Source organism: Brevundimonas sp., assembly GCF_030682035.1.
GTDB lineage: Bacteria > Pseudomonadota > Alphaproteobacteria > Caulobacterales > Caulobacteraceae > Brevundimonas.
Window position 1 is genome coordinate 22,333 of the sequence record NZ_JAUXQZ010000031.1, and the last position, 14,989, is coordinate 37,321.

Annotated in this window: 16 protein-coding genes; 7 read left to right on the forward strand and 9 right to left on the reverse strand. The window is 69.1% G+C overall.

Going from position 1 to position 14,989, the window contains the following annotated elements:
• The first annotated feature begins 67 nt into the window (after positions 1-67).
• Together Q8K49_RS08685 and Q8K49_RS08690 are read left to right on the forward strand one after the other, a co-directional pair.
• The gene (locus Q8K49_RS08685; RefSeq protein ID WP_305305350.1) at positions 68-838 is read left to right on the forward strand and encodes an SDR family NAD(P)-dependent oxidoreductase; all 771 of its coding nucleotides are present in this window, start codon (positions 68-70) and stop codon (positions 836-838) included.
• Entirely contained in the window at positions 813-1,760 is a 948-nt protein-coding gene (locus tag Q8K49_RS08690) for a lysophospholipid acyltransferase family protein (protein WP_305305351.1), read from the forward strand. Before Q8K49_RS08685 ends, Q8K49_RS08690 begins: the two co-directional genes overlap by 26 nt.
• Here Q8K49_RS08690 and Q8K49_RS08695 read toward each other — a convergent pair.
• From Q8K49_RS08695 to xseA, 4 genes are all read right to left on the reverse strand, one after another.
• Positions 1,730-2,242, reverse strand: a complete 513-nt coding sequence (locus tag Q8K49_RS08695) for a response regulator (RefSeq protein WP_305305352.1) — start codon at positions 2,240-2,242, stop codon at positions 1,730-1,732. The two genes, Q8K49_RS08690 and Q8K49_RS08695, sit on opposite strands and share 31 nt — an antisense overlap.
• A gap of 113 nt (positions 2,243-2,355) precedes the next feature.
• Positions 2,356-3,186 (reverse strand): M23 family metallopeptidase, encoded by an 831-nt coding sequence (locus Q8K49_RS08700; protein ID WP_305305353.1) that lies wholly within the window; start codon positions 3,184-3,186, stop codon positions 2,356-2,358.
• Positions 3,183-3,383, reverse strand: coding sequence for a DUF2093 domain-containing protein (locus Q8K49_RS08705; protein ID WP_305305354.1), 201 nt, complete (start codon positions 3,381-3,383; stop codon positions 3,183-3,185). Before Q8K49_RS08705 ends, Q8K49_RS08700 begins: the two co-directional genes overlap by 4 nt.
• Positions 3,384-3,430: 47 nt before the next feature.
• Complete coding sequence (gene xseA / locus Q8K49_RS08710) at positions 3,431-5,035, reverse strand: exodeoxyribonuclease VII large subunit (protein WP_305305355.1); 1,605 nt, start codon at positions 5,033-5,035, stop codon at positions 3,431-3,433.
• A gap of 64 nt (positions 5,036-5,099) precedes the next feature.
• On the opposite strand from xseA, the gene Q8K49_RS08715 reads away from it, so the two are divergent.
• The 3 genes from Q8K49_RS08715 to Q8K49_RS08725 are packed head-to-tail and all read left to right on the forward strand — an operon-like array spanning position 5,100 to position 7,258.
• Entirely contained in the window at positions 5,100-5,258 is a 159-nt protein-coding gene (locus Q8K49_RS08715) for a hypothetical protein (protein ID WP_305305356.1), read from the forward strand.
• 49 nt (positions 5,259-5,307) lie between these two features.
• Complete coding sequence (gene purD, locus Q8K49_RS08720; RefSeq protein ID WP_305305357.1) at positions 5,308-6,594, forward strand: phosphoribosylamine--glycine ligase; 1,287 nt, start codon at positions 5,308-5,310, stop codon at positions 6,592-6,594.
• 4 nt (positions 6,595-6,598) lie between these two features.
• Positions 6,599-7,258 (forward strand): hemolysin III family protein, encoded by a 660-nt coding sequence (locus tag Q8K49_RS08725; protein ID WP_305305358.1) that lies wholly within the window; start codon positions 6,599-6,601, stop codon positions 7,256-7,258.
• A gap of 7 nt (positions 7,259-7,265) precedes the next feature.
• Here the strand turns inward: Q8K49_RS08725 and Q8K49_RS08730 are convergent, their stop codons facing one another.
• On the reverse strand, positions 7,266-7,970 hold the full coding sequence (locus Q8K49_RS08730) for a murein L,D-transpeptidase catalytic domain-containing protein (RefSeq protein ID WP_305305359.1): 705 nt from the start codon (positions 7,968-7,970) through the stop codon (positions 7,266-7,268).
• 90 nt (positions 7,971-8,060) lie between these two features.
• On the opposite strand from Q8K49_RS08730, the gene Q8K49_RS08735 reads away from it, so the two are divergent.
• The gene (locus Q8K49_RS08735; protein ID WP_370867757.1) at positions 8,061-9,413 is read left to right on the forward strand and encodes an amidohydrolase family protein; all 1,353 of its coding nucleotides are present in this window, start codon (positions 8,061-8,063) and stop codon (positions 9,411-9,413) included.
• Here Q8K49_RS08735 and lpxK read toward each other — a convergent pair.
• The 4 genes from lpxK to Q8K49_RS08755 are packed head-to-tail and all read right to left on the reverse strand — an operon-like array spanning position 9,398 to position 14,238.
• A complete protein-coding gene (lpxK, locus tag Q8K49_RS08740; RefSeq protein WP_305305360.1) occupies positions 9,398-10,420 on the reverse strand; it encodes a tetraacyldisaccharide 4'-kinase in 1,023 nt (340 codons plus the stop codon). The two genes, Q8K49_RS08735 and lpxK, sit on opposite strands and share 16 nt — an antisense overlap.
• Positions 10,417-11,712, reverse strand: a complete 1,296-nt coding sequence (locus Q8K49_RS08745) for a 3-deoxy-D-manno-octulosonic acid transferase (RefSeq protein ID WP_305305361.1) — start codon at positions 11,710-11,712, stop codon at positions 10,417-10,419. Before Q8K49_RS08745 ends, lpxK begins: the two co-directional genes overlap by 4 nt.
• Position 11,713: 1 nt before the next feature.
• A complete protein-coding gene (locus tag Q8K49_RS08750) occupies positions 11,714-12,400 on the reverse strand; it encodes a lysophospholipid acyltransferase family protein (protein WP_305305362.1) in 687 nt (228 codons plus the stop codon).
• Positions 12,397-14,238: an ABC transporter ATP-binding protein gene (locus tag Q8K49_RS08755; protein ID WP_305305363.1), complete on the reverse strand. Its 1,842-nt coding sequence runs from the start codon at positions 14,236-14,238 to the stop codon at positions 12,397-12,399. Before Q8K49_RS08755 ends, Q8K49_RS08750 begins: the two co-directional genes overlap by 4 nt.
• Positions 14,239-14,319: 81 nt before the next feature.
• Between Q8K49_RS08755 and Q8K49_RS08760 the strand changes: the two genes are divergently transcribed.
• Positions 14,320-14,985, forward strand: coding sequence for a beta-lactamase hydrolase domain-containing protein (locus tag Q8K49_RS08760; RefSeq protein ID WP_305305364.1), 666 nt, complete (start codon positions 14,320-14,322; stop codon positions 14,983-14,985).
• Positions 14,986-14,989: the final 4 nt, after the last annotated feature.

A 14,989-nucleotide genomic window follows, 5' to 3' on the forward strand; every position in this document is an offset into this window, starting at 1 on the left:
TATCGGGGTATCAGAGCTAAACGCCTAGCGTCGATGCACGAATTCTCCCTACTCTTCGAGGTTAACGATGGAATTGTTCGATCTGACCGGCAAGGTCGCCGTCATCACCGGCTCGTCGAAGGGTATCGGCAAGGCCATCGCCGAACGGATGGCCGAGCACGGCGCTCGTGTGGTGATCAGTTCGCGCAAGCCGGGCCCGTGCGACGAGGTCGCCTCGGCCATCAATGCAAAACACGGTGAGGGCCGGGCCATCGCCATTCCGGCCAACATCGCTTCGAAGGAGGAACTGCAGCGGCTGGTGGATGAGACCAACGCCGCCTTCGGCCGGATCGACATTCTGGTCTGCAACGCCGCGACCAATCCCTATGCGGGGCCGATGGCGGGGATCAATGACGAACAGTTCGGCAAGATCCTGCAGAACAATGTGGTCTCCAATCACTGGCTGATCCAGATGGTCGCGCCGCAGATGCTGGAGCGCCGGGACGGGTCGGTGATCATCGTCTCGTCGATCGGGGGCTTGCGGGGCAATGCGCTGATCGGCGCCTACAACATCTCCAAGGCGGCGGACATGCAGCTGGCGCGCAACCTGGCGGTCGAGTGGGGGGCGTCAAACGTGAGATGCAACACTATCGCGCCCGGCCTGGTGCAGACCGACTTCGCCAAATACCTGTGGGAGAACCCCGAGCTGCTGAAACAGGTCACCGACCCCGCGCCGCTGAAGCGGATCGGCCAGCCGGACGAGATCGCGGGGGCGGCGGTCTATCTGGCGGCGCCGGCCTCGGCATACATGACGGGGCAGACGTTGGTGGTGGATGGCGGGATCACCATTGCCTGGTGACGAAGCCGGACGGATCGGTTTCCGCCAGGATCTGATCTGGCGGCTGGAGGCGGCGGCCTTCGCCGGCTTCGTCGGCTTCATGCGGCTGTTGGGCGTCGAGCAGGCCTCGGCGCTGGGCGGCTGGCTGCTGCGGACGCTGGGGCCGAAAACGGGCACTCAGCGCACGGTGATGCGGAACTTGCGCATCGCCTTTCCCGACATGCCCGAGGCCGAACGCGAGGCCCTGGCACTGGCGCAGTGGGAACAGACCGGCCGCGCCTTCGCCGAGACGGCGGTGATGGACATTCTGGTCAAGCAGGGCCGGATCGAAGTGGTCGGCCTTGAGCGGCTGCGCGCCATTCGCGACTCGGGAAAGCCGGTGGTCTTCGTGGGCGGGCATTTCGCCAATATCGAAACGCTGGCGGCGACGATCACGGGCTCGGGCGTGCCGTGCCAGATCACCTATCGCGCGGCCAACAATCCCTATGTGGACGCTCAGATCATCGCGGCGCGGGCGCGGTATGGCGTCAAGCTGTTCGCGCCCAAGGGCGGGGACGGCGCCCGGGAACTGCTGGGGGGGATGGCGCGCGGCGAGTCGGTGGCCCTGATGAACGACCAGAAGTTTTCCGAGGGGCCGGAAGTGACCTTCTTCGGCCAGCCGGTGAACGCGGCGCCGGGGCCCAGCCGGCTGGCGCTGCGCTTCGAAACGGTGCTGCAGCCGATGTCGGTGGTGCGGCTGCCGGGGGTGCGGTTCCGGCTGACCGTCTATGAGCCCATTGAGCTGACGCAGACCGGCGACCGTCAGGCCGACATCGCGCGCGGCGTACAGGCGATCACAAGCTTCATCGAGGATCGGGTGCGCGAGAGTCCGGTTGACTGGTTCTGGGTCCACAAACGGTGGCCCGACCGGGTCTATGCCGCGCTGGAGTCGCCCTTGGCCTGATCCGAGGCGCGGCGCAGCGGCCCCTTGTAGGTCGACGCGGTGGAACGACGGCGGTCCGGGCCGAAATAGCCGTCGGTCTTCACGAACGGGCGGGGCTTGAAGATCACCGCCTGGATGCGGTCAAGGATGGCCTTGGCCGTGATCGGCTTGACCACGAACTCCGTCACCCCGGCGTCGCGCGCCTCATAGACGCGGCTCTTTTCGGAATGGCCGGTCATCATGATGATCGGCAGATAGGGATTGACGCTGTCCGGGCTGTTGCGGACCAGGCGGGTGAACTCGACCCCGTCCAGGGGGAACATGTTGAAGTCGACGATGGCCAGATCGACCGGGTGTTCGCGCAGCATCTCGAGGGCGGCGGCGCCGTCAGCGGCCTCGCGAACCTTGCGCACGCCGGCCGACTGCAACACGGCGGACGTAATCGCCCGCATATGCTGGTTGTCATCGACCAGCAGAACCTGGAGCGCCTGAAGAGAGGACATTAGTCGGGGGCCATGCCGGAATCGGCGAGGGAGGATCTTTAATTTAAGGGGCGAATCATTCCTCGTCCATGACCGATCATCGTTCAGTCAGAGATGTAGCCGGTTACGCACGTTCAGGCTTTCACAAGCAGCGACGGGTCGAGGTTGCGGTCGCGCCACTTCATGCGCCAGCACAGGTGCGGACCGGTGGCCCGACCGGTCATGCCGACCCGGCCGATCGGGTCGCCGCGCCTCAATTCCTGGCCCGCCGCAACGTCGATACGGGACTGGTGGAGGTAGGCGGTAATCAACCCCTGGCCGTGGTCGATCAGGACCAGCCCGCCCTCGAAATGCAACCCTGGCTGGGCCAGCGCGACACGGCCGGCGGCCGGCGCGCGAATCACCGTCCCTTGCGGCGCCGCCAGATCGATGCCGTAGTGGGGCCGCGCGGGTGTGCCGTTGAGGATCCGCTGGCTGCCCCAGCGGCTGGTGACGCGGAAGCCCTCCAGCGGCCAGTCGAAGCCGTCGCGGAAATGGTCGGCGTCGATGCGGCTGGCGAACCCTTCGGTCTTGAGCACGATCTCGCGCTGGATGCGTGCCAGCAATTCGGGGTCGGAGGGCTCGACAGTCGAGGGCGGCAGGCCGCTGACGCTGGTCGACGGAAACTGGCCGCGGGCTATGTCGAGGGTCCGGCGGACGGCGCGGTCTCCGAGACGGGCCTCGATCTGGACGCTGGCGGCCGCGTCGCGGTCGAAGCCGATGATGAACCACCCGTCGGCCGAGGCGGCGGTCAGGGATTCCCCGTCGACGAAGATCAGGGCGCGGGGCCAGGTCCGGCCGAGGGTGTGGCCGCCCTGAACGAAACGGCCGGTCAGGGTCAGCCCAGCATCATCCTGCGCGCGCGCCGAACCGGCGGCGATCAAGGCGCCGGAGCCGAGAACGACACCCCGACGGTTCAGGATCACGCGACCTGCCCCAGTCGCTGGAAGGCCTCGTCGGGACCAGCATAGGCCTCCTGAAGACTGACCGACCAGTAGCGCAGGGTCTCCAGCGGGATGGACTTGCCGCTGACCGCGCAGGTCACGAAACGGCCGGGCTTGAGCACGGCGTATTCGCCGTCGCCATAATGGAGTGTCGCCTTGGCGGTCTGGTTCTTGGCCATGGACGCAGGCTAACCTGCACGGGTGGATCGCGCCACGGCTTTCGCGCTCAAAAAAGATCACCCTGGCCCGGCGGCGGAGCCTTGGCGCGAGGCGAGGCGGCCGGCGCCTTGGGCGGCGGCGGGGCGTCGCCGCCGTCGATGTGCGCGCCGCGCGATCCGTCGGCGAAGACGAGGCGGACGGCCTGACCGTCCTGCAGGGCGGCGGCTGCGGCGATCATGGCGCCGTCCTGGCTCTCGACGCGGGCGAAGCCGGGCTTGGGGGCCTTCGGGTTAAGACCGGTCAGCGCGCGGGCGAGGGCCGCCAGCCGCGCCGTGTCGGCGTCGAGCCGCCGGGGCAGGGCGATGAGCCGCGTTCCGACGGACTCGAGCCGGGCCGCCCGCTGGTCCAGACGGCGATACAGCGGTTCCGGCGACAGGCGGGAGAGGGCGCGCAGCAGGCGATGCTCATGGGCCTTCACATTGGCGCCGAGACCCGAGCCGAGGCGCGCGGACACAGATTCAAGCCGGTCCCCGCGTCGCTCCATGGCCCGGTCGAGCAGGGTGGGCGAGAGGCGGCCCGTGACGCCGACCAGCGCGCGCTCATGCAGAACGAGATTGCGCGTCAGGCCCGAGGCCAGCCGGTTGCCGGCGTGGTCGAGACGCTGTTGCGGCAGGGCCAGGACATCCTCAGGCCGGGCGGGCAGGCCGCGGGCGGCGGCGCGCAGCCGGGTGCGGCGGTCCTCGAGGATGCGGCCTCCGGCGCGGGCGAGGCGGCGGTCCAGATCGGCGACGGCGTAGCGCAGGTCGGCCAGCACCGGAGTAGCGATCTCGGCCGCGCCCGTTGGCGTAGGCGCGCGGCGGTCTGAGACGAAGTCGATCAGGGTGGTGTCGGTCTCGTGCCCGACGGCCGAGATGATCGGGATGGCAGCGGCGGCGACGGTTCGGGCCAGTCCCTCGTCATTGAAGCACCACAGATCCTCGACCGAGCCGCCCCCGCGGGCGACGATCAGCACGTCGGGGCGGGGGATCGGCCCGCCGGACATCAGGGCGTCGAAGCCGCGGATGGCGGCGGACACCTGGCCGCAGGCCGCCTCGCCCTGGACCACGACGGGCCAGACGATGACGCGGCACGGCCAGCGCTCGGCGATGCGGTGCAGGATGTCGCGGATCACCGCCCCGGTCGGGCTGGTGATGACTCCGACGACGGCGGGGAAGGTCGGGACGGGCTTCTTGCGGCCGGGTTCAAACAGACCCTCGCCGGCCAGTTTCGCCTTCAGCCGCTCCAGCTGGGCCAGAAGCGCGCCGGCGCCGGCGGCCTCCATGGTCTCGATGACGATCTGGTAGGAGGAGCGCGCCGGATAGGAGGTGATCTTGCCGGTGACGATGACCTCCAGCCCCGACTCGGGCCGGACGCCGAGGCCGCGCACGGAGCCCTTCCAGATGACGCCGTCGATGGCGGCCTTGTCGTCCTTAAGGGTCAGGTAGACATGGCCCGAGGCGTGGTGATTGACCTTGGATATCTCACCCCGCAGCCGGACGTGGCCGAACCGGTCTTCCAGCGTACGCTTGAGGGCGAACGACAGCTCGGACACCGTCTGGGGCGGGTTGTTGTCCCGTGCGGGCGCCGCCGGTTCGTCGGCCGGACCCTCGAAGACGTAGGAGTCGTCGCTCATCGGGAGAGACTAGCGGCAGTCGGGCCTTGCGGGAACGGTGGATGCGAGCGACCATTGTCGTTCCATGGCTGACCCCCGAAACACCGATCCCGACGATCGGGACCCCCGCGAACGCGAACTGGGACGTCGCAGCGACGGGCCGGCGGTGAGCCCTTGGCTGGTCATCGGGTCGATCCTGCTGCTGGGCGTCATTGTCTATGTGATCTCAGCGATCGTCCTGTGATCACCGGCTGTGACTTGACCGCCTTCGCCGCTCCCGGCATTGCCCGCGCATGAACATCCTGCTGGTGGGATCGGGCGGACGCGAGCACGCCTTGGCGTGGAAGATCGCCCAGTCGCCGCTGGTGCGGCGGCTGGTTGTCGCGCCCGGCAATCCGGGTATGGAAAAGCTGGGCGAGCTGCGGCCCATGAAGATCACCGACGCCGACGGGCTGGCGGCGCTGGCGCGCGAGATCAAAGCTGATCTGGTGGTGGTCGGGCCCGAGACGGCGCTGGAGGCCGGGCTGGCCGACCGGCTGGCGGCGGCGGGGATTCCCTGTTTCGGGCCGACGGCGAAGGCGGCGCAGCTGGAGACCTCCAAGGCCTTCTCCAAGGCCTTCATGGAGCGCCACGAAATCCCCACGGCGGGCTTCGGCGTCTATGAGCGGCTGCATGAGGCGCGGCAGGCCCTGTCGGTATTCAAATCGCCGTATGTGATCAAGGCCGACGGTCTGGCGGCAGGCAAGGGCGTGGCCATCAGCCCGAACAAGCGCGATGCCGAGGGCGAGATCGAGCGAATGCTGGGCGGCCGGTTCGGCGCGGCCGGGGCGCGAGTGGTGATCGAGGAGTTCATGGACGGCGAGGAGGGGTCGCTGTTCGCTGTCTGCGACGGGACGCGCGCGATGCTGCTGGGCGGGGCGCAGGATCACAAGCGGGCCTATGACGGCGACCTGGGCCCGAACACGGGCGGCATGGGCAGCTATTCGCCGGCGCCGGTGTTCACCCCCGAGCTGGTCGAGGCGGCCGACCGTCTGATTGTCCAGCCGGTGGTCGCGGCCATGGCGGCCGAGGGCGCGCCCTATCGCGGGGTGTTGTACGCCGGGCTGATGGCCACGGAGGACGGACCCAAGGTGGTCGAGTTCAATGCCCGTTTCGGCGATCCGGAATGCCAGGTGCTGATGATGCGGCTGGACGGGGACCTGGTGCCCCTGCTGCTGGCCTGCGCGCGCGGCGACCTGACCAGGGCGCGGATGCCGGAGTTCAGTGCGGATACGGTGATCTGCGTAGTGCTGGCGGCCTCGGGCTATCCCGACAGTCCGCTGGAAGGCTCGATCATCCGCGGGGCCGAACAGGATTTCGGCCCGCATGTGCGGGTGTTCCACGCCGGGACGCGGCGCCGCGCGGACGGCCAGCTGGCGGCGGCGGGCGGCCGGGTGCTGAATGTCTGCGCGCGAGGCAAGGACATCGCCGAGGCGCGGGCCCGGGCCTATGCGGCGGTCAGGAAGATCGACTGGCCGGGCGGGTTTCACCGCACGGACATCGGCTGGCGGGCGCTGGAGCGTGATTCCGGGGGGAACTGAAATTGTGACCGACGCCTTGCCGCCCGAGCCGCCGAGCCATTACCGCGATGGGAAGGAGCGGCTCGCCGATCTGATCGTCCATCTGACCGGACTGGCGCTGGCCCTGGTCGGGGGCGGGATGTTGCTGGGGCTGGCGATCGGATTCGGCCATGTCGGGCGGCTGACGGCGGCGGCCATCTATGCGGTCGGGCTGCTGACCATGCTGGGGCTGTCGACGGCCTATAATTTCGCCGCCCCGCGGTTTCAGCCGCTGCTGCGGCGCTTTGACCACGCGGGCATATTCGTGATGATCGCGGGCTCCTACACCCCGTTCACGACCCAGCATCTGACCGGGGCCTGGGCCTGGGGGATGACCTCGGCGGTGTGGGCCACGGCCATCTTCGCCGCCCTGGCCAAGCTGTTCCTGCCCGGGCTGGGCAAAGGGTTCTGGATCGTCGTCTATCTGGCGCTGGGCTGGCTGATGGTCATCGCCATCCAGCCAATCATGCAGAGTCTGGGCCTCGCGCCGCTGATCCTGATGGCGGTCGGGGGGCTGCTGTATTCCGTGGGCGTGATCTTCTACGCCAACAAGGCGATGCGATACCGGCGCGCGATCTGGCACGGCCATGTGGTCGTGGCTGCGGCGGTGCACTGGGTGGCCGTGCTGCTGGCCGTGCTGAAATAGGGCCGGCTCAGGCCCAGGCGAACAGCAGCCGGCCTTCGCCCATCCGTTCGCGAAGGCTGGGCAGGTCGGTGTGGGCGACTGAAAAACAGCCGTAGCTGCGGCCCAGCTTGCCCTCGCGGGCCAGAAAGTCCGGGTCGGCGTAGTCGGCGCCGTGGACGATGATGGCCCGTTCGCGGGCGCGGTCGTTCGAGTACTCCAGCCCGTCGAGCAATACGTTCGGCCCTTGCTGGGCGCCATGGCCTGCGCCGGCGGTGGCGTAGGCTCCGACCGAGGACATGTAGCTCTCCGGGATGTTGGAGAAGTCGCGGGCGAAGCCGGAGTGCGCCGGGTCGGAGCCTCGGCCGTGGCAGGTGCGCAGGGCGGTGACGTTGCCGGCGACCAGATCGACCTCGTACAGCCGCTCCTCGCCTGAATATTTCTTGAAGTCGACCAGATACATGCGGTCGCGCAGCGGCACCCGGCGGTGATGGATGTCGAGCGCGGCCATGGCGCGGTCCATCAGCTCCTTGCGCACCACGCCGCTCGGATCGAGCGGCGGCGAGGCGACCTGGACGGTCTGGAGGCCGGGGGCGGCGCGGGCGAGGACCGGGCGAGGCGGAAGGGCCGAGGTGGCCAGCGGGCGGAAACCCGCGGTCTGGCTGGAGCTCGTGGCGGCGCAGCCCGACAGGATCGCCGCGCCGCCAAGAATGAAGCCTCGTCTCGCCAAGCGCATGCGACGCCCCTCGCACGGTTACAGAACAGGACACGGGTTGTTTCAGTTCGTGACGGGTGTTTCAACCTGAGCCTTGGCTAAGACGCCCGGATGTCTAAGGTGCAAGCCCTGTTCCGGGAGGATTTCGTGAAGCTGATCACATCATTGTTGGCCGCCGCGGCATTGTTGGGTGCGACGAGCGTTGCCGCGCAAACGCCCGCACCCGCCCCTGTATCCCCTGTGGAAGGAACGACGTTCGTTCATGTGGGGCGGCTTCTGGCCGATCCGTCGACCGGCGTTGTGCAACGCGATAAAACTCTCGTGATCGAAGGGAACCGAATCGTCCAGGTGCGCGACGGCTTCGTCGGAGAGGGCCGTATCGTTGATCTGCGCGACTCATTCGTGCTGCCCGGGCTGATCGACAGCCATGTCCATCTGACCCAGCAGCAGAACCCCAATGCGCGTCTGGAGGCGGTCACCCAGTCGAACGCGGAACAGGCGATGGCCGGCGCCCGCTATGCCCGTCGCACGCTGATGGCGGGCTTCACCACCGTGGCCGACCTGGGGGGGACCAATGAGTCCGTCTTCGCCCTGCGCGACGCCATCCGGCGCGGCGACATCCCGGGGCCTCGCGTTATCGCCTCGGGTTCGTCGGTATCGGTCCATGGCGGGCATGGCGACATCAACGGCTATCGAGAAGACGTCATGCACCTGTTGTCGAACGAGAGCGTCTGCTCGGGCGCCGATGACTGTATGCGGGCGGTGCGGCTGCAGGTCCGGTCGGGGGCCGACATCATCAAGATCACCGCGACCGGCGGCGTGCTGTCGAACACGGCGGCGGGGCTGGGTCAGCAGTTCTCGGATGAGGAGCTGGCGGCCATCGTCGGCGCCGCGCATCGGATGGGGCGCCAGGTGACGGCACACGCCCATGGGGTCGATGGGATCAACGCCTTCCTGCGGGCCGGAGGCGATTCGATTGAGCACGGCACCTATCTGGACGATGAATCGATCCGGCTGTTCCGCCGCGAGGGGACCTATCTGGTGCCCACCTTGCTGGCCGGGGATTTCGTGGGGCGGATCGCCTCGGGCCCCAACAATTTCTTCACCCCGGCCCAGACCGCCAAGGCGCTGGAGGCCGGGCCGAAGATGCTGGACATGGCGCGGCGCGCGCACGAGGGCAGGGTACGGATCGCCTTCGGCACTGACAGCGGCGTCTCGGCCCACGGCGACAACGCCCAGGAGTTCGCCCTGATGGTCCAGGCCGGTATGACGCCGCTCGAAGCGATCCAGGCGGCCACGGTGAATGCGGCGGCGCATCTGCGGATTTCCCAGGAGGCCGGACGGGTCGCGTCGGGCATGCCGGCGGACCTGATCGCGGTCAGCGGCGATCCGCTGACCGATGTGACGGAGCTGGAGCGGGTGCGGTTCGTGATGCGCGGCGGGGTGGTTTACCGGGCGGAGTGAGCCTGGACCGCCTTCAGCAGCAGCCGCTGAAACGCCGCCTCGTCCTCGAGGGTCGCCTTGACCGGCCATGGGAGCACCCGCTCCCGCCATTCGGGCGGCAGGCGGAACCAGTCCTTTTCGGTGGTGACCAGCCGGGCACCGTAACGGTCGGCTCGGTCGGCGAGGAAGGCGAGATCGCCCTCGCGAAAGGCGGCGTGATCGGGGAAGGGGGCGAAGTCGATCAGTTCGGCGCCGGCGGCGTCGAGGGCGCGCTCGACCTTCCACGGCTTGGCGATGCCGGCGAAGCCGATGATCGGACCCTTGGGCGGCGGCGCGGCGGGCATCAGCCGGGCCACATGGACCGGCAGATCGCCGAAGGCCTCCATCAGCTCGGGATCGACGCCCGGGGCGTCGGCGGGCAGCAGGACCACGACGGCGTCGGCGCGGCCGAGGCCATGGCGGAGCTTCTCGCGCATCGGACCCGACGGAAACACCGAGCCGTCGCCGAAGGGCCATTCGTCGCCGCGCGTCTCGCCGTCCACGACGACGAGGCTGAGCGTCTTTTTCAGCGTCGGATTCTGGTGGGCGTCGTCGAGGACCAGAACCTGTGCGCCGGCCGCCGCCGCGGCGCGGGCGCCGGCGACGCGGTCAAGGGCGATCCAGGTCGGGCCGCCGAGGGCCAGCATCAGGGGCTCGTCGCCGACGTCGGCGGCGGTGTGGATCGCGGCATCGACCTGCGTCGGCTCGCGCAACGATCCGCCATAACCGCGCGACAGCCCATGGGCGTCGATCCCGGCCTCACGCAGCAGGCGGACGGCCTCGCGCGTGACGGGTGTCTTGCCTGAGCCGCCGACGGTCAGATTGCCGACCGAGATGATGGGCACGCCCGGATCGACGGGCACGGCGCGGGCGATGCGGCGGGCGGTGGCGGCGGCCCAGATCCAGGACAGGGGTTGGAGCAGGGTGCGGGCCACCGCGCCGTGGCGGGCGTCGCGCGTGTACCACCAGCGGGGGGTGTTGAGCTTCATCGGCGGCCTCGCTGAGGAGCGGGCGGCAGCAAGGAGGCAAGCGTCTCCCACAGGCGGTCGAGGCCTGAGCCGGCGTCGGCGGCGGCGCGGCGGCCGCGCTCGCCCATCGCCCTGGCGGCGTCAGAGTCGGCCAGCAGGGGAGCGAGGACGGCGGGCAGGTCCCACGGGGCCTCCACCACCGTCAGGCCGCCGGACTGAACCAGAGCCTGCGTCACGGCGGCCCAGTTGATCATGTCGGGGCCGGTGACTGCGGGCTTGCCGAGCCGGGCGGGTTCAAGCGGATTGTGGCCGCCCACCGGGGGCTTCTCGAGCGCCGCGGAGAAGGAGCCGCCCATGACCACGACATCGGCGAGGCGCAGGAACAGTCCCATCTCGCCCAAGGTGTCGGCCAGATAGAGGTCGGTGTCGCGATCGGGCTCACGGCCTTGCGACCGCAGGGCGAAACGGTAGCCGTCGCGCTCCAAACCCGCGGCGATCTCGGCGCTGCGGGCGGGATGGCGAGGCACGAGGATCAAGCACAGCCGGTCGGTCAGCCGGTCGAGGGCGCGGACGAGGGCGATTTCCTCGCCGTCATGGGTGCTGGCGGCGACGACCACGGGCCGGTCGCCGATGGCGGCGCTAAGGCGGGTGAAGGCGGCGGGGTCGTGCGGAGGGGCCTCGCCGGAGAGTTTGAGATTCACATGGCCGTCGATGCGAGCGCCGAGGCTGTGCAGTCGTGCGGCGGAGGTCTCGTCCTGCGGCAGTATGCGGTCGAAGGCGGAGAGGATTTCACGGACCGCGCCGGGGAACCGTCGCCAGCCGTCGACGGTCTTTTCTGTGATGCGGGCGCTGGCGAGAACCAGTTTCACGCCGCGCTTGCGAGCCTCGAGGATCAGATTGGGCCAGAGCTCGCTCTCGACGAAGACGGCCAGCGAGGGCCGCCAGTGGTCGAGGAAGGCGGCGACCGCGCCCGGCGTATCGACCGGGGCGAACTGGTGCATGACCCCGGTCGGCAGTCGCTGGACGAGCAGGGTCGCCGAGGTCAGGGTGCCGGAGGTGACCAGAACGGCGAGGTCCGGCCGGTGACGGCGCAGGCGTTCGACCACGGGCAGGAGCGACAGGGTTTCGCCGACGCTGACGCCGTGCAGCCAGACCAGATCGCCCGCGGGCCGTGGGACAGAGGCGCGGCCGAGCCGTTCGTCGACGCGGGCGGGATCCTCCTTGCCCTGTTTGGCGCGGGCGTCGAGCAGGCGCGGGGCGAGCGGCTCCAGCAACCGGGTCAGGAGGCGGTAGAAGATCAGGGCTGGGCTCACGTCAAACGCGCTCCAGGCCAGTGATCGCGTCGGCGGCGGCCTCCACAGCCGTAAGCCGTTCTGTCCACGCCCGGGCGACATCCACCAGTTCAGCGCCTTCAGGGTAGTGATTGACGTCCCACACGATGGCGCCGCGTGCAAAGGGCAGGGGCAGGACTGCGCGGTCCCAGCTGTTGAGACGGATCGCCGGCTTGCAGGACACACCGATGAAGAGCACCGGCGCCTTCGACAGCTTGGCCAGCAGGGGGAGACCCTCACCCATTTTGCGCGACGGGCCACGTGGGCCGTCAGGCGTGATGGCCAGACCGCCGACCTTGAGCTGGCGCAGGCCGTCGCGCAGGGCCTGGGCGCCGCCCTTGCCCCGGTCAGCCTTGTCCTTGTTGGTGGAGGAGCCGCGGATGGCCGGGAAGCCCCGGCGGGCCAGCGCCTTGGCGAGGAACTGGCCGTCGGGACTGAGGGAGACCAGGGCCTTGACCGGCTGGGCCCGGTCATGCGGCCAGCAGGCGGTGGCCAGACCGATGCGCGAATGCCAGAAGGCGCACAGTACGCCGCCGCCCTGCTTCCAGATGGCTTCGGCCACGCCCTCATTGTGATGCGTCCAGCGAATGGTGGCGAAGCAGAATCGCATCCAGCCGGCCAGCAGCCAGGCGAGGACGCCCTGGATGAGAGGGTTGCGGAGAGGTCTCATATCACCGCCGTGACGGGGTCCCCGTCCAACGACTGCTGTTTCGCAAGACGCGAATAGCGTCCGCCAAGCTTGACCAGTTCGGCGTGGTTCCCGGTCTCAACGACCCGCCCGGCCTCGATCACATGGATGCGGTCGGCCTTGCGGACAGTGGACAGGCGGTGGGCGATCATCAGCGTCGCGCGCCCCTGCATCAGGCGTTCGAGGGCGGCCTGGACCAGCGCCTCGCTTTCGGTGTCGAGGGCCGAGGTGGCCTCGTCCAGCAGCAGGATCGGCGCGTCCTTGAGGAAGGCGCGCGCGATGGCGATACGCTGACGCTGGCCGCCGGACAGGCGCAGGCCCGCCTCGCCGGCGCGGGTCGCATAGCCCTCGGGCAGCGCCGTGATGAACTCATGAGCGGCGGCGGCCTGGGCGGCGGCGACGACCTGTTCGGCCGTGGCGCCGTGGCGGCCGTAGGCGATGTTGGCGGCGATGGTGTCGTCGAACAGAAAGGGCTCCTGGGTCACCAGGGCGATGGAGGCGCGCAGGTCGTGCAGCTTCAGTTCGCGGATGTCGCGGCCATTGAGGGTCACGGCGCCGCCCGTCACGTCATAGAAGCGCGGGAGCAGGCTGAGGATCGTACTCTTGCCGCCGCCCGACGGGCCGACCAGGGCGACGGTCTCGCCGGGGGCGACGGTCAGGCTGACATCCGACAGGGTCGGCGCCGCGCCGTCGGAGGTGGGTCCATAGGCGAAGGAGACACGGTCGAAGGTCACGGTGGTCGGTCCGTGCTCGAACGGCGCGGCGTCAGGCGTCTCGCGAATCTCGGGCTGGATATCCAGGGCGGCGAACAGGCGGCGGGCGGCGGTCAGGCCCTCGGTCATCACGGTCTGGAGATTGGTAACCTGCCGCAACGATTGGCCGGCGGCCATCAGCAGGCCGATGAAGGCGGCGAAGGAGCCGATGCTCATGGCCCCGTCCCGCGCCCGCCATCCGGCGTAGGCCATGACGGCGGCGACCACGATCATGGCGACCAGATTGGAGAAGGGTCCAGCGAAGGCGCGGGCGTCGGCGCTCTTGATCACGTGCCGCTGGCGGCGCGAGACCACTTCGCCGACGCGGGATTGCTCGGCGGCCTCGCGGTTCTCGATCTTGATCAGGCGGACGCCGTCGAGGTTCTCCATCAGGGCGGTGGAGAGGTTCTCGGTCTCCTTCATCGCCCCCGTCGTGGCCTTGCGCGTGCGCCGGGAGAAGCGGCGCAGGACGAGGGTGGTCAGGGGCACGCCCAGCAGGACGATGGCCGTCAGCCTCCAGTCGATGAACGCCATGGCCACGATCACGGCGAACAGGGTGATGCTGTGCTGGGTGTAGTTGACCACGCCGTTGGTGAAGGCCTCGCGCACCAGATTGGCGTCGAACAGCACCGAGGAGACGAAGCTGCCGGTGTGCTGGCTGCGCAGCCGGGCCAGGTCGGCGCGGATCATGGCGCCGAACAGCCGCACCTGGATGTCGCCGACGATGCCATGGCCCAGGCGGTTTACCAGGGCGGCCTGTCCCAGCGAGGCGATGGTCCAGACGACGGCGACCAGAATGATGGCGGCGGGGATGTAGACGAGGGCCTGACCCGGCGGGATGTCGATCACGCCCCACAGCCTGATGGGGGCGTCCGCCTTCAGAAACAGGCCGTTGATGGCGGGTTCCAGCAGCTTCAACGTCAGGGCCGCCAGGCCGCCGGCCACGGCCGCGCACAGCATCGACAGGAACAGCGGCGCCTTGTGGTGCGAGAGGTAGTCGCGCCAGATCCGCGCCAGCAGGGGGCGCAGCGGCTCTCTTTCCTCGGCGGCGTGGGCGGGCGTCGTCATCGGTCCGAGGTCGGACGGGACGGGGGGGAAGTCAAGCGGGGAGACGGTGACGGTCGTGCCGCAAACAGCTATCTCCCCTGCATGCCCCGCTACGATCTCACCTCCCCCGCCGGCCGGTTTCGCGCCCGGTGGGACTATGTCTGGAAGGACCACGCCTTTTTGCGGCGGTGGTTCATGAACGCCCACTGGCTGGGGCCGGACCTGGTGCGGACCAACCAGCCGTCGCCGCGCCAGCTGGCGTACTGGAAGACGCAGGGAATCCGGACCGTCATCAACCTGCGCGGGGCGCGGGACGAGGCCTATTATGCGCTGGAGAAGGCGGCGTGCGCGCGGCTGGGGCTGACGCTGATCGACGCGCCGCTGGATTCGCGCGATCCGCCGCAGAAAGAGCGGGTGCACCGGGCGCGGGAGCTGTTCGGGACGATCGAATATCCGGTGCTGATCCACTGCAAGTCTGGCGCGGACCGGGCGGGGATGATGGCGGTCTTCTATCGCCACTTCCATCTGGGCGAGCCGATCTCGGAGGCGATCCGGCAGCTGGACAAGAAATACCTGCACCACCGCGAGGGGCTGACCGGGGTGCTGGACTATACGCTGGAGAAATACCTGAGGGAGGTCGAGCCGACCGGCGTCAGTTTCATCGACTGGGTCGACAGCGACACCTACGATCCGAAGGCGATCCGGGCCGAATTCAAGGCCAGCTGGTGGGGCACGGTGCTGACGGAGAAGCTGCTGAAGCGGGAATAGCCGG

Coding starts and splice junctions, on each gene's coding strand:
- Q8K49_RS08685 (WP_305305350.1), top strand. CDS start 68: ATGGAATTGTTCGATCTGACCGGCAAGGTCGCCGTCATCACCGGCTCG.
- Q8K49_RS08690 (WP_305305351.1), top strand. CDS start 813: ATGGCGGGATCACCATTGCCTGGTGACGAAGCCGGACGGATCGGTTTC.
- Q8K49_RS08695 (WP_305305352.1), bottom strand. CDS start 2,242: ATGTCCTCTCTTCAGGCGCTCCAGGTTCTGCTGGTCGATGACAACCAG.
- Q8K49_RS08705 (WP_305305354.1), bottom strand. CDS start 3,383: ATGGCCAAGAACCAGACCGCCAAGGCGACACTCCATTATGGCGACGGC.
- xseA (WP_305305355.1), bottom strand. CDS start 5,035: ATGAGCGACGACTCCTACGTCTTCGAGGGTCCGGCCGACGAACCGGCG.
- Q8K49_RS08715 (WP_305305356.1), top strand. CDS start 5,100: ATGGCTGACCCCCGAAACACCGATCCCGACGATCGGGACCCCCGCGAA.
- purD (WP_305305357.1), top strand. CDS start 5,308: ATGAACATCCTGCTGGTGGGATCGGGCGGACGCGAGCACGCCTTGGCG.
- Q8K49_RS08730 (WP_305305359.1), bottom strand. CDS start 7,970: ATGCGCTTGGCGAGACGAGGCTTCATTCTTGGCGGCGCGGCGATCCTG.
- Q8K49_RS08735 (WP_370867757.1), top strand. CDS start 8,061: ATGTCTAAGGTGCAAGCCCTGTTCCGGGAGGATTTCGTGAAGCTGATC.
- lpxK (WP_305305360.1), bottom strand. CDS start 10,420: ATGAAGCTCAACACCCCCCGCTGGTGGTACACGCGCGACGCCCGCCAC.
- Q8K49_RS08750 (WP_305305362.1), bottom strand. CDS start 12,400: ATGAGACCTCTCCGCAACCCTCTCATCCAGGGCGTCCTCGCCTGGCTG.
- Q8K49_RS08755 (WP_305305363.1), bottom strand. CDS start 14,238: ATGACGACGCCCGCCCACGCCGCCGAGGAAAGAGAGCCGCTGCGCCCC.
- Q8K49_RS08760 (WP_305305364.1), top strand. CDS start 14,320: ATGCCCCGCTACGATCTCACCTCCCCCGCCGGCCGGTTTCGCGCCCGG.